Source organism: Shewanella saliphila (assembly GCF_014648295.1).
In the GTDB taxonomy this organism is placed as follows: domain Bacteria; phylum Pseudomonadota; class Gammaproteobacteria; order Enterobacterales; family Shewanellaceae; genus Shewanella; species Shewanella saliphila.
This window is the reverse complement of sequence record NZ_BMQV01000014.1, coordinates 46,015-68,192: the sequence shown is the minus strand read 5'-3', so window position 1 is coordinate 68,192 and position 22,178 is coordinate 46,015. Positions and strand designations below refer to the sequence as shown.

The 22,178-nt window shown below is 42.0% G+C and carries 21 protein-coding genes; 17 read left to right on the top strand and 4 right to left on the bottom strand.

The window, feature by feature from the left end; genetic code table 11:
• The first annotated feature begins 81 nt into the window (after positions 1 to 81).
• From IEY48_RS08870 to IEY48_RS08830, 9 genes are all read left to right on the top strand, one after another.
• Positions 82 to 966, top strand: a complete 885-nt coding sequence (locus tag IEY48_RS08870) for a formate/nitrite transporter family protein (RefSeq protein ID WP_188919394.1) — start codon at positions 82 to 84, stop codon at positions 964 to 966.
• 93 nt (positions 967 to 1,059) lie between these two features.
• A complete protein-coding gene (locus IEY48_RS08865; protein ID WP_188919392.1) occupies positions 1,060 to 2,052 on the top strand; it encodes an alpha/beta fold hydrolase in 993 nt (330 codons plus the stop codon).
• Between the two features lie 428 nt (positions 2,053 to 2,480).
• Entirely contained in the window at positions 2,481 to 2,678 is a 198-nt protein-coding gene (locus IEY48_RS08860) for a formate dehydrogenase (protein ID WP_188919390.1), read from the top strand.
• 18 nt (positions 2,679 to 2,696) lie between these two features.
• Positions 2,697 to 5,555 (top strand): formate dehydrogenase subunit alpha, encoded by a 2,859-nt coding sequence (locus tag IEY48_RS08855; protein WP_188919388.1) that lies wholly within the window; start codon positions 2,697 to 2,699, stop codon positions 5,553 to 5,555.
• A gap of 28 nt (positions 5,556 to 5,583) precedes the next feature.
• Complete coding sequence (gene fdh3B, locus IEY48_RS08850) at positions 5,584 to 6,153, top strand: formate dehydrogenase FDH3 subunit beta (RefSeq protein WP_188919386.1); 570 nt, start codon at positions 5,584 to 5,586, stop codon at positions 6,151 to 6,153.
• Positions 6,154 to 6,232: 79 nt separating this feature from the next.
• Positions 6,233 to 7,204, top strand: a complete 972-nt coding sequence (locus IEY48_RS08845; protein ID WP_188919384.1) for a formate dehydrogenase subunit gamma — start codon at positions 6,233 to 6,235, stop codon at positions 7,202 to 7,204.
• A 78-nt stretch (positions 7,205 to 7,282) separates the two neighbouring features.
• Entirely contained in the window at positions 7,283 to 7,564 is a 282-nt protein-coding gene (locus IEY48_RS08840; RefSeq protein ID WP_188919382.1) for a DUF2306 domain-containing protein, read from the top strand.
• A complete protein-coding gene (locus IEY48_RS08835; protein WP_188919380.1) occupies positions 7,561 to 8,001 on the top strand; it encodes a GNAT family N-acetyltransferase in 441 nt (146 codons plus the stop codon). Before IEY48_RS08840 ends, IEY48_RS08835 begins: the two co-directional genes overlap by 4 nt.
• 111 nt (positions 8,002 to 8,112) lie before the next feature.
• Positions 8,113 to 8,982: an EamA family transporter gene (locus tag IEY48_RS08830; RefSeq protein ID WP_188919378.1), complete on the top strand. Its 870-nt coding sequence runs from the start codon at positions 8,113 to 8,115 to the stop codon at positions 8,980 to 8,982.
• A 99-nt stretch (positions 8,983 to 9,081) separates the two neighbouring features.
• Here IEY48_RS08830 and IEY48_RS08825 read toward each other — a convergent pair whose 3' ends face one another.
• Positions 9,082 to 10,122 (bottom strand): DUF7450 family protein, encoded by a 1,041-nt coding sequence (locus IEY48_RS08825; RefSeq protein ID WP_188919376.1) that lies wholly within the window; start codon positions 10,120 to 10,122, stop codon positions 9,082 to 9,084.
• Positions 10,123 to 10,339: 217 nt separating this feature from the next.
• Between IEY48_RS08825 and IEY48_RS08820 the strand changes: the two genes are divergently transcribed.
• The gene (locus tag IEY48_RS08820; RefSeq protein WP_188919374.1) at positions 10,340 to 10,987 is read left to right on the top strand and encodes a hypothetical protein; all 648 of its coding nucleotides are present in this window, start codon (positions 10,340 to 10,342) and stop codon (positions 10,985 to 10,987) included.
• A 17-nt stretch (positions 10,988 to 11,004) separates the two neighbouring features.
• Here the strand turns inward: IEY48_RS08820 and IEY48_RS08815 are convergent, their stop codons facing one another.
• Positions 11,005 to 12,855, bottom strand: coding sequence for a tetratricopeptide repeat protein (locus tag IEY48_RS08815; RefSeq protein WP_188919372.1), 1,851 nt, complete (start codon positions 12,853 to 12,855; stop codon positions 11,005 to 11,007).
• Between the two features lie 258 nt (positions 12,856 to 13,113).
• Between IEY48_RS08815 and IEY48_RS08810 the strand changes: the two genes are divergently transcribed.
• Entirely contained in the window at positions 13,114 to 13,446 is a 333-nt protein-coding gene (locus IEY48_RS08810) for a DMT family transporter (protein WP_160055443.1), read from the top strand.
• A gap of 110 nt (positions 13,447 to 13,556) precedes the next feature.
• On the opposite strand, the gene IEY48_RS08805 is transcribed toward IEY48_RS08810, so the two are convergent.
• Positions 13,557 to 14,720, bottom strand: coding sequence for an iron-containing alcohol dehydrogenase (locus IEY48_RS08805; protein WP_188919370.1), 1,164 nt, complete (start codon positions 14,718 to 14,720; stop codon positions 13,557 to 13,559).
• Between the two features lie 287 nt (positions 14,721 to 15,007).
• Here IEY48_RS08805 and IEY48_RS08800 point away from each other — a divergent pair, with 287 nt between their 5' ends.
• The 6 genes from IEY48_RS08800 to IEY48_RS08775 all read left to right on the top strand — a co-directional run bounded on the left by IEY48_RS08800 (position 15,008) and on the right by IEY48_RS08775 (position 20,107).
• Complete coding sequence (locus IEY48_RS08800) at positions 15,008 to 15,877, top strand: AraC family transcriptional regulator (protein WP_188919368.1); 870 nt, start codon at positions 15,008 to 15,010, stop codon at positions 15,875 to 15,877.
• Positions 15,878 to 15,919: 42 nt separating this feature from the next.
• Positions 15,920 to 16,246, top strand: a complete 327-nt coding sequence (yqfB, locus tag IEY48_RS08795) for a N(4)-acetylcytidine aminohydrolase (RefSeq protein ID WP_188919366.1) — start codon at positions 15,920 to 15,922, stop codon at positions 16,244 to 16,246.
• A gap of 265 nt (positions 16,247 to 16,511) precedes the next feature.
• On the top strand, positions 16,512 to 17,849 hold the full coding sequence (locus tag IEY48_RS08790; RefSeq protein ID WP_188919364.1) for a coproporphyrinogen III oxidase family protein: 1,338 nt from the start codon (positions 16,512 to 16,514) through the stop codon (positions 17,847 to 17,849).
• A 79-nt stretch (positions 17,850 to 17,928) separates the two neighbouring features.
• Entirely contained in the window at positions 17,929 to 18,780 is an 852-nt protein-coding gene (locus tag IEY48_RS08785; protein ID WP_188919363.1) for a PfkB family carbohydrate kinase, read from the top strand.
• A gap of 218 nt (positions 18,781 to 18,998) precedes the next feature.
• Positions 18,999 to 19,691, top strand: a complete 693-nt coding sequence (locus IEY48_RS08780) for an MOSC domain-containing protein (protein ID WP_188919361.1) — start codon at positions 18,999 to 19,001, stop codon at positions 19,689 to 19,691.
• A gap of 56 nt (positions 19,692 to 19,747) precedes the next feature.
• Positions 19,748 to 20,107, top strand: coding sequence for a DUF4870 domain-containing protein (locus tag IEY48_RS08775; RefSeq protein WP_188919359.1), 360 nt, complete (start codon positions 19,748 to 19,750; stop codon positions 20,105 to 20,107).
• Between the two features lie 95 nt (positions 20,108 to 20,202).
• Here IEY48_RS08775 and IEY48_RS08770 read toward each other — a convergent pair whose 3' ends face one another.
• Positions 20,203 to 22,125 (bottom strand): methyl-accepting chemotaxis protein, encoded by a 1,923-nt coding sequence (locus IEY48_RS08770; RefSeq protein WP_188919357.1) that lies wholly within the window; start codon positions 22,123 to 22,125, stop codon positions 20,203 to 20,205.
• Positions 22,126 to 22,178 lie beyond the last annotated feature (53 nt).

Sequence of the window (22,178 nt, the reverse complement as noted above, 5' to 3'; positions counted from 1 at the left end):
ATTAGCGCCAATAATCAACAAGGTAAAGTATTTTTAAGCAAGGGGCACCAGAGCAGATTTATTGCAGAAAAGGATAGCAACATGACACAAAATGGACCATCTCAACCGACCGGCAACGCGGTGAAACGTGAGGCGCGTGAGCACGAAATAAGCCCATCAGAAATCGCCTTGACTGGTGCTGAGCGTGAAGCCGTTGCAGAAAATAGCAGTCTTTCGTCGCTGACCGTGTACTCAATTATAATGCGCGAAGGTCTAGAAGAATTAGAGCGACCTTTATTGTCTTTGTGGTGGTCAGGCATTGCTGCTGGTATTGGTATTTCATCTTCGGTATTAGCCGAAGCGGTTATCCGCAGCAATATAGGCAGTGATCACCCATACTTATCTTTGGTAGAGAGTCTGGGCTACACCTTCGGATTTGTGCTGGTGATTTTGGCACGGCTACAGCTGTTTACTGAAAACACCATTACCGTTATTTTGCCCTTGCTTGCCAATACAACCAAGCGCCATTTAGCAAGCACGGCACGTTTGTGGGCAGTCGTGCTAGCGGCCAATTTTGTCGGGACTTTTTTTACTGCGGCGATGGTGGTGCATGGCGGCATTTTAACCGAAGATATTTTTAGTGCCATATTACAGATATCACGGCACGTAGCAGAGTTGTCCCCCTCTGAATCGTTATTACGCGGTATTCCGGCAGGATTCTTTATCGCTGCACTCGTGTGGATGTTGCCATCAGCAAAAGGCTCATCGTTAATGTTGATTGTGATGTTTACCTGGTTAATTGCGGCAGGTGAATTTACTCATGTTATCGCCGGTTCGAATGAAATATTTACTTTAGTGTTAAATGGCGAACTGCATTTTATTGCGGCGTTGTCGTTGCATATTGGGCCAATGTTGCTTGGCAATATCATTGGCGGGACAGGGTTATTTGCCATGCTAGCTTATGGTCAAATTCGCCAAGAAATGTAACCGCTTAAGAGGTGAAAATTACGATGTTGTATTAAGCGTAAATCACTGGCATTGTGTATTTTTGTTTGTTTATGATTTTTTAATGAGATCAATATGAAGAACTTTCTTTTAGTATTATTAAGCCTTGTTTTGTTCGTGCCGCAAACCTTTGCAGCTGAGCCTGTAACCTACAACAAAGAGTTAGATGGTTTTGATTATCCTTTTGATGTTAAAACGTTTAATTTTAATTCGCAAAACACCGATTTAGCCATGCGCTATATGGACATTGGCGACAAAGATGCCAAAAAAGTGATGGTGTTATTGCATGGTAAAAACTTCTCGGGTTATTACTGGGAGCAAGTTGCCAATGACCTGCTAAAAAGCGGTTATCGAGTGATTATTCCTGACCAGATTGGTTTTGGTAAATCAACTAAGCCCGATTTTTATCAATACAGTTTTGGCCAACTGGCGCTCAATACAAAATTGTTGTTAGACAGCTTACAGATTAACCAGTTTGAGCTTGTTGGCCATTCAATGGGCGGTATGCTTGCGACAACTTTTGCGGTTAATTATCCAAGTGCAGTCAGTAAATTGATTTTGATTAACCCTATCGGCTTAGAAGATTACAGCCAGTATGTGCAATTTAAAGACGTGAATTTTTTCTACAAAAATGAGCTAGGTAAAACCTTAGATAAAGCGCGCAATTACCAAAAAGCCAATTATTATGATGGCAAATGGTCTAGTGAGTATGAAAAGTTATTAGTGCCGTTACAAGGTATGTTGGCTGGCGATGATTGGCCTATCGTTGCTTGGAACAATGCCCTCACTTATGGGCCTATATTCTCTGAAAATGTCGTTGATAGATTTTCGCAGATAACCAGTGAAACAGTACTCATTATCGGTACCCGAGATCAAACCGGCCCAGGTCGTGGTTGGCTAAAAGAAGGGGTTACCAGAAAATTAGGCGAGTATAAAAAACTGGGTGTTAATGCACATCAATTAATTAAAGGCTCAACCTTAATCGAACTTGAGGGGTTAGGCCATATGCCGCAAATAGAAGACTACCCAGTATTTATTAAAGCATTTCATCAAGCTATTGCTGAATAATCTTATGCAGCGGGACATTACAATCTCTTGTTACGGGTGCGTTGTGTCGCAATAAATTGGTGCAATTTAGCGATATTATTATCACACCTCGAGGATGCTCCTCGGGGTGTTTTTTTATACTCTCCCACCTCAAACAGTGCCCTCGAAAAATCACATTTATCCTGCTGAACATGCTTAATTAAACCAAGGTAATTTAGTGTTTAATTTTTGAACAGCTATATGTGTGATCTAAAAGGCATTTCTGACTTTTTAAGCCAGTAAAATCCTCCTTCCTTAATGTAGATCAATTTACCACAGCGCTATCCCTCTTAATATCACCTAGAAATTTTAAACACTGTGCTTAAGCAAGGTGTTCAGTCCGCACTTTTTTAACAAGATGGCAGTATTGGCAACATGTTAAAAAGCGCTTCCTTTTCGATGGAGATTACATGAGTAAGCAACAACCTGATCTGAATCGCAGATCTTTGCTGAAAGCTATCACTATTGGTAGTACAGCAGGCGTCGCTATTTCCGCGACAGGCATTAAGGTTGCCAACGCAACAGAGCAAAGTGCAAGCACTTCTCACATTAAAGGCTATCAAGAAACAGCCCACATTCGCAGTTATTACGATAGCTTACGCGGCTAGTTCAGGAGAATTTTAGCGATGAAATTAACTCGCAAGTCAGATACGGCTCTTACCAATAATGCTTCTAATAAGCTTGGTATTAATCGTCGTCAGTTTATGAAACAAATGGGTGTTGCAACAGGTGGTATTGCTGCAGCGTCAATGATGGGTACTGGTATGATCCGCCGCGCTGAAGCGAAAGATGTACCTCATAATGCACCTACTGAAATCAAACGGACTATTTGTAGTGCGTGTGCGGTAGGTTGTGGTTTATACGCTGAAGTACAAAATGGTGTGTGGACTGGCCAAGAGCCAGCATTTGATCATCCATTTAATGCCGGCGGCCACTGTGCTAAAGGTGCTGCATTACGTGAGCATGGCCACGGTGAAAAACGCCTTAAGTACCCAATGAAATTAGTGGGTGGAAAATGGAAGAAAATCTCTTGGGATCAAGCTTTTAATGAAGTTGGTGACAAGATGATGGATATCCGTAAAGAGTCAGGTCCTGATTCTGTTTACTTTATGGGTAGCGCTAAGTTTTCTAACGAAGGCTGTTACATGTATCGTAAACTTGCTGCGATGTGGGGCACCAACAATGTCGACCATTCAGCGCGTATTTGTCACTCTACCACGGTAGCCGGTGTTGCAAACACTTGGGGCTACGGTGCGCAAACTAACTCTTTTAATGATATTCAGAATGCACATGCAATCTTCTTTATCGGTGCTAACCCTGCAGAGGCGCATCCGGTTGCAATGCAACATATCTTAATCGCCAAAGAAAAAAACAACGCTAAATTAGTTGTAGTTGATCCGCGTTTCTCACGCACAGCTGCACACGCTGATTTACATTGTGGTCTTCGTCCTGGTACTGATATTCCATTTATTTACGGTATGTTATGGCATATTTTTGAAAACGGTTGGGAAGATAAGAGCTTTATTGACCAACGTGTTTTTGCCATGGACTCTATTCGCGAAGAAGTGAAGAAGTTCCCTCCTAAAGAAGTGGCACACATTACTGGCTGTAGCGAAGAAGAAGTCTACCAAGCTGCTAAAATCATGGCCGAAAACCGTCCTGGCACCGTTATCTGGTGTATGGGTGGTACTCAGCATCACGTGGGTAATGCCAACACTCGTGCTTACTGTATTTTACAGCTTGCTTTAGGCAACATGGGTATTCAAGGTGGCGGTACTAACATCTTCCGTGGTCACGATAACGTGCAAGGTGCAACAGACTTGGGTCTGTTATTTGATACCTTACCAGGTTATTACGGTTTAACTTCAGGCGCTTGGGCACATTGGAGCAACGTTTGGAGCTTAGATTTAGATTGGGTTAAATCACGTTTTGACCAAAATGAATACTTAGGCCGTGTGCCGATGAATACACCTGGTATTCCTTGTTCTCGCTGGCATGACGGTGTGTTAGAGACACCGGAAAAACTGGCCCAAAAAGACCGTGTTCGCATGGGATTCTTCTGGGGTCAGTCTGTTAACACTGAAACTCGTCAGTCAGATGTGCGTGATGCATTAGACAAGATGGAAACCGTCGTTGTTGTGGATCCATTCCCAACCATGGCCGGTGTAATGCATCGTCGCCAAGATGGTGTGTACTTGTTACCTGCCGCAACTCAGTTTGAAACTGAAGGCTCTGTGTCAAACTCAGGTCGTAGCCAGCAATGGCGTGAAAAAGTGATCGAGCCATTATTTGAGTCGAAAACTGACCTTGAAATCATGTACCGCTTATCGCAAAAGCTAGGCATCGATAAAGAATACACCAAGCGCATCGCCAAAAACGCTAACGATCTGTTAGTGATTGAAGACATTACCCGCGAAATTAACCGTGGTATGTGGACTATTGGTATGTCAGGCCAAAGCCCAGAGCGTCTTAAGCAACATACTCAAAACTGGGGCTTATTTAGCAATAAGACTCTAGAAGCACTTGGCGGTGAAGTGAAAGGTGAAACCTATGGTCTACCTTGGCCATGTTGGGGCACACCAGAGCAAAAACACCCTGGTACTCAAATTTTGTATAACACAAATAAACATGTATTGCAGGGCGGTGGTAACTTCCGTGCACGTTATGGTGTTGAGTACGAAGGTAAAAACTTACTTGCTGAAGGCAGTTTCTCGGTTGGTTCTGAAATTGAAGACGGTTACCCAGAGTTTACCGCAGACATGCTTAAACAGCTTGGCTGGTGGGATGATTTAACTGCAGAAGAGAAGCAACATGCAGACGGTCACAACTGGAAAACTGATATTTCAGGTGGTATTCAGCGTGTGGCAATGAAGCATGGTTGTATTCCTTACGGTAACGCTAAAGCGCGTTGTATTGTTTGGAACTTCCCTGACCAAGTACCTGTTCACCGTGAGCCGCTTTATACACCGCGTCGCGATCTTGTGGCTAAGTATCCTACTTACAATGATATGCAAGTTCACCGTTTACCGACCTTGTATAAATCAATTCAAGACCACGACAGCTCAGTTAAATATCCACTAGCACTGACTTCGGGTCGTTTAGTTGAATATGAAGGTGGTGGTGAAGAGTCTCGCTCTAATCCTTGGCTTGCTGAACTTCAACAACAAATGTTTGTTGAAATTAGCCCTGCAGATGCCGCTGATCGTGGCCTGCGTGATGGCGATACAGTATGGCTTGAAGGTGCTGAAGGTGGCCGAATTAAGATTAAAGCCATGGTTACGCCACGTGTTAAGCCTGGTGTTACCTGGATGCCATACCACTTTGCTGGTGTGATGCACGGTGAGAGTTTGGCGGCTAACTATCCAGAAGGCACTGTGCCTTACGTTATCGGTGAATCGGCTAACACTGCATTGACTTATGGTTATGACCCTGTGACTCAAATGCAGGAAACCAAAGCGTCACTTTGTCAGATTGTAAAAGCGTAATTGCAGTTAAGCTAGGAGAATTGCCAACATGGCTACAATGAAATTTTTATGTGATACCAAGCGCTGCATTGAATGTAATGGCTGTGTCACTGCATGTAAAAACGAAAACGACTCTGCTTTAGAGTGGGGTATTCAACGTCGCCGCGTGGTGACACTCAAAGACGGTGAGCCAGGTGAAGCATCAATATCTGTTGCCTGTATGCACTGTACCGATGCACCTTGTATGGCAGTATGCCCTACAGATTGCTTCTACCGTACCGAAGACGGCATAGTGCTACACAACAAAGATACCTGTATCGGTTGTGGCTACTGTTTCTATGCGTGTCCTTTCGGCGCACCTCAGTTCCCACAAAAGTCAACATTTGGCGGTCGTGGCAAAATGGACAAATGTACTTTCTGTGCTGGCGGCCCTGAAGAAGATCATTCTGAAGCAGAGCGCCTCAAATACGGTTCTAACCGTATTGCTGAAGGTAAGTTGCCAATGTGTGCTGAGTTATGTGCAACTAAATCGTTGCTTGCGGGTGATGCCGGTGTGGTATCAAATATCTACCGTGAGCGTGTTGCTTCTCGTGGTTCTAACAATGCAATTTGGGGTTAATTCTCTGTTGTTAAGTTAGTCTCCAAGTGTTGCTAGGTATTCAAGATATTGAGCACCTAGCGACTCAAAAGGATGTAACATGAAAAATATACTAATCGCGTTATCTGTGGCGCTGAGTTTACTTTTTTGTGGTTTTGCCCTGGCAAATACCGCAGAAGAGCCGAGTTCAGCCAACGAGTTAATGTGGACTCAAGTAAAAGATGGTGCTCAAGGCGTTACCACGTCACAAGGCCAGGCTCATAACCAGCTAATTAATACCTACGACATGCGTGTGTTTCAGCTACGTAGCGACTTATTAGCACCCGCCATTATGGCTGCGTTATTTGGCATGATTATCGTGTTTGTGTTGTTTATTAAAGTAAACGGCATTTCAAAATTACACGGTGGTTTTTCTGGCAAAATGGTACATCGCTGGTCAAAGTTTGATGTCAGTGTTCACTGGTTAGGTGCGATTCCTTGCTTGTTACTGATTTTAACCGGGTTAACCTTGCTTGCGGGTCGTTTCTTTTTCCAACCATACTTGGGCGAAGGCTTATGGGCTGGGTTAATTAATGCTGCTAAGTTAGTGCATGATTATATGGCCATTCCATTTATGTTCGGTTGGCTACTGATGACCGTGCTTTGGGCTAAAAATCAAATGCCAAAAATGTACGACATCAAATGGATGCTCTATGTTGGTGGTTATATTAATTTTGGTCCATTTAAAGGTAAGCACCCTGACGCAGGGTTTGCTAACGCCGGTGAAAAACTATGGTTTTGGACGTTTGCATTATTTGGTCTAGTGATTTGTGCTTCAGGCATGTTGTTACTGTTCCCAAATATATTTGAACCAAGCCGTACCCTGAGCTTAATCGCTTTAGTGCTTCACTCGGTGAGCGCCATTATTATTACCGCGTTTTCTATCGTGCATATCTTTATGGCTACAGTTATGTCTGAAGGTGGTATGGAGTGTATGGTCTCTGGCTACTGCGACGAAAACTGGGCGACTCAACATCACAACTTGTGGTTTGATGAAATCAAAGAAAATGGCACCTTAACTTACAAAAAGTAAATTAATGGCGTGTCATCTGTTAAACACCTTATTGGGCAACTGATAAGGTGTTTTTATTTATGCCTCAAAAGAGACTTAATGCATTACCTTGAGCCACTGCATATCGCACAAAGCATTAGGAAACATGTTGATGCTGTTTACGCCATGGTGTCATTGTTTATGCCTGCGCATTTAGGCTTGCTATTGTTTAATCATTTTGGCTATATTCATTTGTTAAATTTACTGACATTGTATGCGGTACCTACGGGGTGTTTTTATCGTAAAAAGGGTAATGTTAATGGCCATAAACGCAGCAAATTGTGTTGTATTGCGGTCGGTTATTACATAGTTGGTTTTTGGGATAAAGAGAGGTCATTATGACTTACCAGTTTGTTGAAGGTACGGTAGACGATATTGTCGCGGTACTTGCATTAGTACCTGAGTTTGACAATAGCATCACGGCAACCACAATCGCCGAGCGTCTTGCGGGTAAAAGCGCGTTAATTTTAGTGGCTAAGTACGATACAGCGCCCATTGGTTTTAAAGTGGGTTACTCGCTCAATCATGATGAGTTTTACAGCTGGCTTGGTGGTGTACCACAACACAGAGAAATGAAAGTCGCCTCTCAATTGCGCCAGTTGCAAGAGTCTTGGGCGGTTGCGCAAGGATTCAAAGCGATTAAGGTTAAGTCCATGAATCAGTTTCCCAACATGTTACATATGCTTATTGCCAGTGGTTATCATATCTGTGGTTATGACAATAATGGTGCAACAACGAATAGCAAAATTGCTTTTATAAAAAACATCATACAGACATAAAATTAATCGCTTAATGGTATGACTTCTGTGCATGTTGATATTTAATACTGCTCGGTTTGAACGTGCTCATGTAGAATGCCATTATTGCGTTTTTCATCTTTGGGTTTTTCTATGCAAATCAATCGTGTACTTCTTACTGCTGTCGGTAGTGTGTTGTTGGCAATGGTGACCATTCAATCTGGCGCCTCTTTAGCAAAACAACTTTTCCCGATTATTGGGCCTGAAGGCACCACGGCGTTGCGTTTAGGTTTTGCAGCAGCCGTTTTATGGTTAGTGTTCCGCCCTTGGCGGGCAATGCCTCAAGGTCGAGATTGGCAAAGCATTATTATTTATGGTTTGTGCTTAGGTGGGATGAATATCTTATTTTATCTTGCGATTGAACGTATTCCGTTAGGCATTGCGGTCGCACTTGAGTTTACTGGCCCTTTGGCAGTCGCCTTATTTAGCTCAAAGCGCAAAAGCGATTTGTTTTGGGTGGCCTGTGCCATTGCAGGCATTTTATTACTCATGCCAAGTTTGTCGAGCGCTCAAGGGCTTGATATAGCAGGGGCATTGATGGCGCTTGGCGCCGGTGCTTGTTGGGCTGGGTATATTTTATTTGGTACTCGTACAGGCAAGCAAGCATCTGGTGGCATAACGGTGGCTTTAGGCATGACAGTGGCGGCAATTGTTTTAGTGCCTGTTGGTGCTGTTACCCAAGGGTTAGCGTTAATTAGCTGGGAAGTCTTACCGCTTGGGTTATTGGTGGCTGTATTATCAAGTGCCTTACCCTATTCATTAGAAATGGTGGCGCTGCGTAATATGCCGACGCAAGCGTTTAGTGTGCTGATGAGTTTAGAGCCTGCAATTGCGGCCCTGGCTGGATTTGTTATTTTGAGTGAACAATTATCCTTATTACAGTGGCTCGCTATTGGTTTGGTGATTATTGCGTCAATAGGCAGTAGTTTTACTCCTAAAAAAGCGGTTGAGATGGGCGTGTAGATTTCTATGCGCGAGAATGTATTTTTGTTATTTTTCTCCAATAAAAAATAGTCAGTGAGGGGACTCACTGACTATGTATAACCCTTTATCAATGTAGGTTTATAGTTGCTTTAATGGTTTTATTTCTGCTCTTTTCATTTCTCTTGGAATTGGCTTACCGGGTTTATTAGGCTTGACTGGGGGTAAGTGTTTTTTACTCGATGGTACACAGAACAACTCACGTTGATCATTGACTATCTGATCAGGCGCAAATTGGTTATTGATTTCAAGATTGTGGTTTCTCACTTTGCTTTGTTTGATTAAGTCATAGCAAACCATATGACGCTTTTCGTTTCGAATTTTATACATCTTGTCGTTGTGGATCTTGCTTGACGGGTTACATAACAATACTGGCTTACCCAAAACTGCACGCGTTTTACCAAACTGATCTTCTATCATGATGGTTTCTTCACGAAGAGCATCTCCTTTTTGCACGCCATAACATTGGAAGTGTTCTCCAGGCATATGGACTGCAACCGGTGCCGCTTCAACGATATCGCCACAGGCCGCGGTAAATACAGAATAGGTTTTTGGGGCTAAGTTACTGGTCGACCAAGCCCAGCGGAAATTATTAGTATTCACATTATTGGCTAGCGGGAAGTTCATCGTTCCCCAGGGTGAGGTGCCTCCGGCGACAGAACCAGGCAATAGATAAGGTGATTGGCCATTAGACAAGGTATTTGCAATTAATGTATTAATTTGGCTTGCATTAGGTCCGCCTGCTTGTGCCCAACCAGACGATGTAATCGAAGATTGGTGTGCTTTAAAGTGGCCTGAGCCGGTATAAATCGTGCTATCACCTTTAAAAATAGCTGCCATACCTTGTGACACCTTACCATCCCCCCATGCAATCACACTGACTGAACAGGTTTCTAGTGATTGGGCTGAGTTGTCAATATCAAACTTGAATGATTCAATTTTTTGCCAATTACTGCCATTGGCCCCACGGTAAACGACTGTAGGTGTACTACCATTACCTGGTGAATGTACCACAATGAAATCGTTATCTGCTGTGACGTTAGCGGTTATTGGGGTTGCACAAACTATTGTTGATGCACTCATTAGACACATACTGATTAATGTTTTTTTGAATATACTCATCCTGACCTTCCTTATTCTGGTTAGTAAAATGTTGAAGCATGCTTAATGACTTAAGCTGATTCAAAACTAACAGTTAAGATAAAAAAGTCAGTAAAGTTAGAGGGTTAAAAAGGGGGCGTTTTATGTTTTACCCAAATTTACCCTAGTATTTAGTGGACTATAAAAATGGAAATGCATAGCGTCTAAGTTGATGCATTCATTCTAAAAAGGATATTTTATGAAATACATATTGCCCCTAGTTACTCTGCTTAGTTGTGCTGGTAGCGCATCTGCGCACCAACTTGCATTTAATGAACTCACCCCTGTCAGTGCCGCGATTAAAACCGAAATCACTTTTGAACTGAGCGAGATGGATATGATTAAACAGTATCATTATCGTGCCCAGTACTTTGATATTGAAAAATGGATGATGAGTAAACAACTGACATTACATAATGATCATGTAGCTGCGTCGCAATCGATGAACACTCGTCAGATGCAACAACCTGAAGTCGAAATAGATGATTTAGGTGGCTTTCATGGTGTGATAGACCCATTCACGAAGCTACAAGACAATAATGTTAATTCACCCGATCTTAATAGCGTGACAAATCGAATCAATATTGCAGGGCTTGTGGCTGTGTCGATGTGTAATGCTTATGCTTCGATTAATATCAAAGATCAAAATAATAATCTAATGCCTAAGTTTATTGCACCTAATAGCTTTTTAGTGGGGATAAATCCTGCAACAGCACAACAAAGTGATTATCGATTGACCGAAGGATTAACGTTTAGTTGTGTGTATAAAAATGTACTTAAGCCAGTAGTAAGAGACAGTGTTCGTGAGATTAAACTACAGCAACCATTACTTAAAAAAGGTGGGTAAACCACAAAATTAATCGATTACGTTATGCCTAAAGACTCGCTCTTGATCACTTGCATAATTCGGTCAAGATGCGAGGTTAGTAGTGTTCTATCATCGTTAGACAAATTGCACTCAGACAATATGAAGTGACATGTTTTAACAACATTACGCCAACGTGGATTATCAGGTAATTTTTTTACGTGTAGGTATTTATCTAAAGAGCGTGTTCTTAGACGACCAGAGTCGATAGATATCGTCCAAATTTGGCTTCTGTCGGCTAATTCTACTTTATTAGTTTTAGTGCTCTTTTCCCAAATATTAATGCAATCAAGCATGGTCGTGACCAACAATTCTGCAAACGAGGCTGTTAATTCGCTTGGTGATTGTGGTGAGGTGTCTGGTTGTTGTTCGCTCTCTTCATGCTCTGTTGTGTCGTCATTTGACAATAAAAATAACTGCTGCTTATGTGACTCAATAATGGTCATTAAATGCTGCTGAGCTTTACGCTTTCGATAAATATAAAAACTCACTACAAAACCGACAAGTAAACTAATGCTGGTGATACTCAAAATTAAGTTAAGCAATTTATCAATTTCTTGGCTTTTTTGTTGGTTGATGATTTGCTCTTCTGCTAATGCTCTTTGTACACGTTCATTTTCAATATCACTTTGGATTACCTTAATGTTTTCGCTGTATTTTTTTTCAAGCAAAGCCTCATGTAATACCTGATATCGCTTTAAATACACTAAAGACTCGTAAGGACGTCCATTGTCATAATAGAGCTCACTTGCATATTGATAGATACTCATTTTTTGTAATGAGTCTTGCTTGGTGTCGCTATAATCCATGGCGTTTTCAATGAATGTGATTGCTTGTGTGACATCTTTTTGGTGATTGGCTATTTGCGCTTTTAAATAGTAAATCACATCGTGAAATGAGTGATCTTGACGAGGTAAATATTCAGATAAACTCTCTGCAACTGCTTGAGCGGGTGCAAATTCATTTGCATTGATATGGATTGTGGCCAAATTGATTAAAGCAGAAAGCTTGTCGTTACCCGTTAAATTGTCATTATAAGCCGATATTACCTTATCGCTATAAAAGTGCTTCTTATTGAACTCATTGTTTATATTATATATCTCAGCAAGATTACCGTAGAGGTGCGACATATAACTAATGGTATTTATGTCTGCATTGTCACTTGTGTGGCGTAAATAATGCTCGAGCGACAGTTCAAAATAGCGTTGAGACTCGGTATATTTTTCGAGCTTTTTATAGATAAGACCCAGATTACTCAAAGTTATGGCAGTATAAAAATCATTCCCCAAAGCTTCTTTAATAGCCAAACTTTTTTGGTAGTAGCTTAAGGCTTTTGCATAGTGGTTTAAATACTGCTCCGTTAACGCTAAGTCGTTGTAGCTTTTTGCTAACCAAAGGTCAGATTGTGCTGTTTGCGCGATATTGAATGCATTTTCGAATAGGTTTTTTGCTTCAACATAGTCTTTTTTGTAGAGTTTTTCTGCTGCACTTTTGCGAAGCCAAAGGTATTGGATTTCGGTACTTTGTATAAATCCGGTGCTATTTTTTACGGCGATGAGTTGTTGTTCAGCGGCCGCAGCATTGTCTAACTCAAGGTACAGATCGTATAGCGTTAATTGTAATTTAGCGGCAGTAATAGGGTAATTTTCTTTGTCTAATGCAGTGAGCTGTTGACTGCAAAAACTGAGGCTAGCTTTGGGAGAGACTTGTTTTATACGAGTGTTACATTGTTCAAGTATAACGTTAGTTTCACTATTTATGTCTTCCGTTACCCCAATGTCTGCTACGGCACTAAGGCAGTAAATACACAGTAAAAAAATAGATAAAGACGTTGTTGAAAATCTCTTCACGTTGTCACCAATTCAATACCTGATTTTTGGGGGGCTGTAATACAGCGATATTCATTTAACATATTAACAACATAAACAGATAGTGAATGTAAATACAAGCAATCGCCGTGATTGATTGTCTGAGTCGCAAACTAAGATGACATAGACACAATGGGTGCGGGTTGAGTTTAGTTATCGATATAGCTAAGCATTCGCGGGCTGATTTCTTGGCGATTAATCTTTATACTGCTCGCCTGTTTGGCTGGGTAGAAAGTAAAAATGAAAAGTTGGATATTGTTAAGTGTGGCGATTTTAACCGAAGTTGTGGCGACATCTGCGCTTAAAGCCAGTGATGGATTTACTAAAGTTACGCCTTCAATAGTGGTTATTGTTGGGTATGTGTTGTCTTTTTACTTTCTTTCTCTAGCATTAAAAGGGATCCCGGTAGGTGTTGCTTATGCCACATGGGCAGGCCTTGGGATTGTGCTTATTACCTTAATAGCTTGGGTGATGTACGGTCAAAAGTTGGATTTAGGTGCACTGGTGGGCATGGGATTTATTTTGATTGGTGTGGTGATAATGAATTTATTTTCGAATGTGACGCCGCATTAGCGTAGAAAGACAGGTAACTAAAAAGGGCTTAACAATGCACGTGATTGTTAAGCCCTTTTTCGTTTCGAGCAACTCGAAGCGACCTTAATGTCGCTTCGATTAAATGCTGACTACCACGCCATATCTAAAATTTTACGGCTGGTGGCTAAATCAACTTTACCGCTTTCAGATAATGCTGTCATGCCGTGGGCTTCTAACGCGTCAACCACTTGAGATAGTTGCTCTTGCGTTACACCATGGTCGCGTAAACGCACAGGTAAACCCACTTGCTTGAAGAAAGCTTCGGTTTTGTCGATAGCCTGATCTACACGGCTTGCTTCGTCACCTTCTGTAATATCCCACACGCGTGCAGCATATTGTACGAGTTTGGCGTGTTTTTGCTCTTTCAGCACACGCCATAATGATGGCAAGATCACCGCAAGCGTTTGTGCATGGTCAATATCAAATAGGGCAGTTAGTTCGTGGCCAATCATATGAGTCGACCAATCTAACGGTACGCCTGTACCAATCATGCCGTTTAGGGCAGATGTGGCACTCCACATTAAGTTTGCACGAGCATCATAGTTAGTTGGCTCTGCAACTGTGATTGGGCCAACTTCAATTAAGGTACGTAAAATACCTTCTGCCATGCGGTCTTGTACGCGTGCATCAACTGGGTAAGTGGCATATTGCTCAAGCACATGCACAAATGCATCAACCACACCGTTAGCAACCTGAATTTTTGGCAAGCTGAAAGTTAATTCAGGATCTAGCATGGCAAATGTTGGGTAAGCACATGGGTGGTTTACTGGGAATTTACCACCTTGATAACTTACAACGGCAAAGGCGTTCATTTCAGAACCGGTAGCGGGCAGGGTAGCAATCACACCGAGTGGAATCACTTTGTCATCAGCCACTGGCACTGGGTTAAACCCGTGTTGTAGTAAGCTTGCTGTATCGCCGTCAAACTGAGTGGCAAGGGCGATAAATTTGGTGCCGTCCATGACTGAACCACCACCCACAGCTAACAAGAAGTCGATTTTTTCATTACGTGCCACTTCTACAGCTTTTAGTAGAGTGTCATATTTTGGGTTAGCTTCAATACCACCAAATTCAAATACAGTGCGGTTACCTAAAGCGGCTTTGACTTTATCAAGCGTACCAAAACGTTGCACGCTGCCGCCACCGTAAGTGATTAATACTCTGGCATTGGCTGGTATAAGTTGATCTAACTCTGCAATACGGTCTTTGCCGAAAACAACATGAGTAGGGTTACGATAATTAAAGTTAAGCATAATAGGCGCCTTTTGGTTTAGCGATAAAACAATAAATACGTTGCTGTTTACCGATGCTCTTAAACATCAGCTTGTAAGAGTGACGTAAACAACAGCCAGAAATCATGTGTCTATAATAATCTCTTGAGTCAAAATAAACATACACAGAACTATTGTGTTCATGCTCATTCCTACCTTTTTTGTTCAAATAAGACGTTTATTTGCTAAATATAATGCCTTTTACTACTTTTTTGGTAATATCTATCTTAACTCGGCAATGGTGCTGTTAATTTTATTAAGGTGGTTTTATGAATGAGATAGCAACATTAATGGCACAGCTTGCACCACAAGAAGGAGTTAATAATACTCATTTGGCTGGGGTACGTGTGTTTCGTGGCTCACAATATGCTTCTCGGGGGCCATTATGCTATTCCCAGGGGGTGTTGATTGTGGGTCAGGGCAAAAAGCGTGTCTATATTGAGGATAAAACCTTTGACTACGACCGTCAGCATTCTTTAGTCATGACGGTACCGCTCCCGGTTGAATGTGAAACCTTTGCCAGTATTGAAGAGCCGGTATTAGTGTTGATGGTGGATATTAACTTAGTGCAGTTAAATTACATCGTTAGGTTAATGGACGAACATCATCAAATTCCAAAAGATTTAAATGAGTCGCGCCAAAGTGGTTTTTTTATTGCCGACAGCACTGAAGACATGGATTGCAGTGTTATCCGCTTATTGCAGGCTTTGCAGTCGCCGTTAGAGGCTAAAGTGATGGGCGAGGCGTTAGTGCTAGAACTGCTATATCGCTTATTAGATGCCCCAAATTCCGCGCCGCTGTATGCTTTGTCGTTAAGCCACACTCGTTTATCTCGGGTTGAAAAAGCCTTGAGTTATATCCATAAGCATTATGGTGAGTCGGTTGAGGTGGATACGCTAGCGAGCTTAGTGAACATGAGCCCGTCGGCATTTCATCGTTGTTTTAAAGAGGTTACCACGTCTTCGCCTATTCAATATTTAAAGAAAATTCGCTTAAATAAAGCCAGAGAGTTATTGCAATTACAACGGCTGAAAGTGAAAGAGGTATCTACCCAGGTGGGCTATGAAAGCACCGCACAATTTAGCCGTGAATTTAAACGCTACTTTGATCAAAGCCCGGGTGAGTTTGCTCGGTTATAATACGCGTTTACGTAGAGTTATTTCATTGATTAAGGGTTTAATATGTCTGTAATTGCACCCACACAAATCACTTTTTTTGAATTTTTAACGCCACTCGTAGCGTCGGGGCAAAAGACGATTACCATCCGTGATTTCAGCGAAAGTCATTACCAACCTGGTACTCAAGTTGAGGTCTATACCCTTGAAAGCCATACTAAGGTTTGTGACATTGTTATTTTGGCCGTTGAGCCGTTAGCCTTTGACGACATCAATGAATTTCATGCCAACCAAGAAAGCTTACCTTTAGATGAATTAAAACAGCTTATCCAACAGGTTTACCCTGACCAACAACGTCTATTTATGATCTCTTTTGCGCTTGTTGAGACGTAAGTAAGTTCGAATTAATTGTCTATCAATCAGTGATCTCAAGTGTCATACCTCGTTTTAGACACGCTTCAATACAGTAGTGTCTAAAACATGATCTGCTTAACAAATGATCTCTTCTAACCATGTTAGTTTGCATATCTATTAGTTACTTCACATTTTAGCTACCGCTAAAGTGATACTTTTGCTTTCTGCGTGTGACGTATTTGTATATCTAACATTTTACTGTCAATGGTTTTGCTCTTAGGGCTTCATTCAATTAGGATTTTCTATGTCTTCAATCATTCAATCAGCCAGCCAAGAGTTGATTAAACCTTACCAAGCCAATATTACTGTGCCTAACTGGATGATAAGTTCAATGGAGCGGGTGATGCAGTATTATGTCGATAAAAATCTGCGTCTTGACACCATTTCAACAGACCGCATGCCTAAGCCTGTCGAAGGCAAAAAGTACATGTTGTACGCTCACATTCCGTTTTGTCATACCTTGTGCTCGTTTTGTACTTTTCACCGCTTTTTATTCCGTGAAGACAAAGCGCGTGAGTACTTTATTGCGCTACGCAAAGAAATGCAGATGGCGAAAGATTTAGGCTACGAATTTGAGTCTATGTACATTGGCGGTGGCACCACCACGGTTTTAGAAGATGAACTCGCTCGTACCATTGAACATGCAAAGACATTATTCCCGGGCATTAAAGAAGTGTCTTGTGAGTCTGATCCACAACATTTAGGCAGCCCTGAATTTAAACAGTTAAAAGGCCTAGTCGACAGAATGTCGATTGGGGTGCAAAGCTTTGATGACGGCATTTTAAAAATGACCGACCGATTAGATAAGTTTGGTTCGGGGCAAGAAACCTTTGACCGCATTATGGCGGCAAAAGAATTATTTCCTATTATCAACGTTGATTTGATTTTTGGTTTTAAAGGTCAAACTGACGAGATTATCCAGTCTGATCTCGATATGGCATCTAAGCTAGACCCGCGCCAAATTACCACTTATCCATTAATGATTACTCACCAAACACGTAAAAGTGTCAAAGGCGAACTCGCAGCGCCTCATGGTGAAATGGTTAATCAGTATCGTCAAATCTTGAATAGCTTAACAGGTCAGTATAACCAGCTTTCAGCTTGGGCCTTTGGTAAAACCGATAATGAAGGTTTTGATGAGTACGTGATTGATTATGATGAGTACCTAGGTGTGGGTTCAGGCTCATTCAGTTTTTTAAATGACACCTTGTATGTGAATACCTTTTCACTGAAAAAATACCAACAACGTATTGCGCAAGGCCGCATGGCGGTTGAGCAACAGAAAAAATACCAATTAAAAGAAGTGATGCAATATCGTTTCTTACTGGGTATGTTCTCTGGGCGTTTATCGCGTAAATATTTCCGCGATAACTTTAATGTCAATTTAGACACCGCCTTATTTAAAGAAATGGCGTCAATGAAAGCTATGGGCGCACTAAAAAATGATCCGGTTAATCCTGACGAATTAATTGTGACCGACAACGGTAAAATGTTGGGCTTATTGATGATGAAAGAGTTTTACTCTGGTATGGACAATGTGCGTGCGCAGTTGCGTCAACCGCTTGCCGAGGCAGACATGTAATTTACGTCTATAGCCGTGTGATCTACGCCGATTTTGTTATACTTAATGCTCTTTTGTCGGGGTTTTTCTAGGTATCGCTATGGCCAATATTTTACTGCTCGCTAATATCAATTGTGACCGTATTTTACGGTTAGATAAACCATTGCAAACTGGCGGACGGTTTCATTATCAAGACGGTGGCTTACGTTTAGGCGGTGGTGGTGCCAATACTGGCTTAGGTTTGGTGTGGGCAAAACACAATGTGTCGCTAGTCAGCGAAGTGGGCAGTGACGACATTGGCGATTGGATTTTAGCGAAAGCGAGTACCCTTGGATTAGATTGCCGTTTAGTTCATCGTTTTAGCGGTAACACCTGTGAGATGTTGCTGGTGATGACGCCAGATGGCGAGCGCACCATTATTAGACCGCAACGGCCTATATTCGAGTTATCTCATGCTCCCAATTGGCAACAATGGGACGCGTTTTATATCAATTCATCTGCAAATGGTGCCGACATATGGGCCCAAGATGCTATCGACAGTAATCCTCATTGCAAAGTGATTGCGCAACTGGCTAAAGATCAGCGCAAGCGTCCTTGCCATGTGTTGATTGCCTCGATTACCGATATGCAGGGGCGTTGTAATCAAGCGCCGTGGCAGTTTGCTCAATCTATTGCTGGCGATGCGCTACAGTATTTTATTGTTACCGATGGTGATAAAGGCGCAATAGCCTACAGTGCTGAAGGCGAACAGCATGTTCCCGCTGTGATGGCTGAAGTTGTTGATACCACTGGCGCAGGCGATGCGTATGCTGCGGGTGTCATCCATGGTTTATGCCAAAATATGTCTATTTTTGATGCAATGCATCAAGGGGCGTTATGGGCTTCATTTGCCGTTGCAACTCCAAGCTCTATACCTGGTGAAGCGCTTAAAAAGCACCTTACATCAAGTTAATGAAAATCTTTGCCGTTGTCATTTTTATGTCATGGTTGATCATTATTATGTGCCGGTCTAATCAACTTATGCTCGATTGCAAAGCGTAAATACGTCTATGTATTGGGTATTTTTCGGTATTAACTCCCTATTTTTATTGCCTTACTATTCACGAGTAAGGCTTTTTTTTACCAGAAATTTGGGTATATTGACTCTACAGGATCTGTGGGGAAGGCAGGATGAATAAAAAGTGGGTTAACCGTATTTCGGGTTTGTATTTAGGTGACCAGGTGCAAATGCACAATGGTGTTGCTAGTGGTATTAACCAAAAACATGCCGCAACACAACTGACTGTGCAGTTTGATCGCGTGGTGGGCAATAGTGAGGCCGATCCAAAGCATCACGGTGGTTTAGACCGAGTATTGCATCATTTTCCCCGCGAACATTATGGTCAATATCGCCGCTGGGACTTAATGTCTAGCTTTAAAGATGCACCATCGATGGGTGAAAATATCAGTACTGTCGGTGTGAATGAGTCCCTCGTTAATATTGGTGATATTGTTCAAATTGGCGATGTCACTTTGCAAGTTACCCAACCACGCTCACCTTGTTTTAAACTCAATGTACAATTTGAACAGCCTAAATTTGCCCTCGCGATGCAAGAGAGCCGCATGTGTGGTTGGTTTTATCGAGTATTGTCTGAGGGGGTTATTCGCCCAAGCGATAGCATTTGTTTAATTGAGCGTAAAACGGACATTAGTATTGCTAAGGCGATGCAAATTTACTTTTTACCTGAGTTTGATGCCGAGCAGTATCAAACTTTACTTGCTTGTGATGGCTTAGCACAAAGCTGGGTCGAATCACTGCAACGCCGCTTGGCAAAACAAAGTATCGAAGACTGGGCAATGCGTTTGTACGGTAAAGCCAGTTAATTAAATACTGTTAGACAATAACGTATACAAAATAACAGCATGATAAGGAACATCGAATGTCTGAACCGACAGGTGAAGTAAGTAAACAAGCAAAAGACATGGGCTTATTGATCCACGCCACAAGCTTTGCAGGGTATATTTTTCCATTAGGTAGCGTATTAGGTCCGTTGATTGTGTGGTTGATGAAGCGTGACGAGTATGAGTTTGCTAATCAGTGTGGTAAAAATTGCCTTAACTTCAAATTGAGTTTAATGATTTATGCGATGATTTCGGCTGTTTTGATTTTGGTGGGCGTTGGCGTATTACTGCTAGCAGCGTTAGCATTATTAGATATTATTTGTACTATTATCGCGATAGTCAAAGCCAGTGACGGCATTGCTTATCAATATCCACTATCGATTAAGTTTTTGAAATAACACCTTAAGATGATAAAAATAATGCCACTCAATGAGTGACATTATTTTATTTACGAGCTATTGAGTGTTTGCTAGTTGCAAAAACTCTAGTGGGATTACACCTTAAAGCGAGCCACCAACACATCTAATCGGCTTGCTAGTTGGTTCAAGGCTTTACTTGCTTCAGCTGCCGCTTGTGCGGTGTCAGATGTGCGTTGAGTAATATCATTAATCTCAGTCACATTACGGTTAATATCTTCAACCACCGTTGACTGCTCTTCTGTTGCAGCCGCGACTTGGATGTTCATATCGCTAATTTGAGCAATACGCTCACTGATGCCACTGAGCGACTGGCTGGCTTCATCAACTGCAGTAACCCCTTCTTTTGAGCGACTGCTCGATTGTGCCATGGCATTTACAGCTCGACTGGCTTCTGATTGCAGCTTATCAATCATGGTTTGTACTTCGTTAGTCGATGCTGCAGTACGTGAAGCAAGGTTACGCACCTCATCAGCTACAACGGCAAAACCACGGCCGGCTTCTCCGGCGCGGGCCGCTTCAATGGCTGCGTTGAGTGCCAGTAAGTTGGTTTGCTCAGAAATCGCACGGATTACATCTAAAATACTGCCAATTGACTTAGTATGGGTCGCAAGCGATTCAATCACTTCGCCTACCTGTGCCACATCGATTGAAAGTTGATTAATGGTTGAGCGAGCGCGCGTTACCACTTTTTGGCCATCAACAGATTCTGTATCAGCATCGCGAGCTGTCACGGCAGCTTGAGCGGCATTTGCTGCAATTTCGTTTACGGTGGCGCCCATTTCGTTAATAGCAGCGACAACCATCATGGTGCGATCTTTTTGCAGATGACTGTCGTCTAGAGTTTGGTGTGCCTGATTAGACACATCCACTGCAGATAGACCAAGTTGTTGGCTAGTATCTGCAACTTCAACAACAGTTTGTTGGATTTTGCTAATAAAGCTATTAAACCCGCGAGCTAATTGGGCGATTTCATCTTCACCATTGACTGGCAGTCGTTGGCGTAAATCACCTTCGCCTTCACCGATGTTTCTGAACATTTCCGCAACTTGTGCAATCGGACGGCTTACTGAGCCGGCAACCGAAATGGCAATCACAATGAATACAGCAGCAATTAACACTGTCCATAATAGGATTTGATAAGCCGATTCTTCAAGTAAGGCAAACACTTCAGCTTCAGGCACTTGCGCAACTAAATACCAGTCCATTGACTTAATGTAGCTGCTGGCGATTAACATATGTTGGCCATTTACATCAGCTTTGATTAAGTTAAAATCATTTTTATTGAGTAAGCTGTTGGTGTTGGCGTTAGGGTATAAATTACTTAAAGTCGCTTTACCTATTTGGCTGGTGTCTTGGTGTAGTTTTACGTCACCTTTAATGTCAACTAAATATATAAAACCGCTGTCTTCAATTTTAAATGAAGCCAGTAAGCTCACCATATCATCTAAAGGTTTAGCGAGACCGACCAAGCCTCTACCATCAGGCTGTTGATAATTAATGTAAAGTTTAACATCGCCGTTACTAGGCTCTGTAAATACATTTAGCATCCGTTCTTGTTTACTATCGCGATAATCAAAAAACCAAGCATCTTGCTGTTGGTTTAATATGCGCAAAAACCCATCTTGATTATAATAGGCTGCCGTTTCGCGGTCGGCGTAGGATGCTTGTGCTAAATCATATTGATTTTTTATACTATTAAGTTCAGCGATAACAATTTCTTCTTGGTCTGCAGGTCGACCATTTTCAAGCCATTCAAGCAACATTTTACTTTTTGCTAGCTGTTCACCAGCATTCATAACTGTGCTGATTTGAAGATCGACTTCATTGCGAATTTGCATCAACAAGCTGGGCATTTCAGAGTTAAGCATACGTTGCTCAACCACTTGTTTCGCACTTCGTTGGCTCAGCAACCCAACTAACATGGTTGATAGCAGCACAGCAAAAGCAACGGTGAGCAGGATTTTTTGCTTAATGGTAAGGGTGCTAAATGTATTCATCTACAACGGCCTCTAAAAGTATCTCTTTGTTATATCGGACACAATGGCAATAA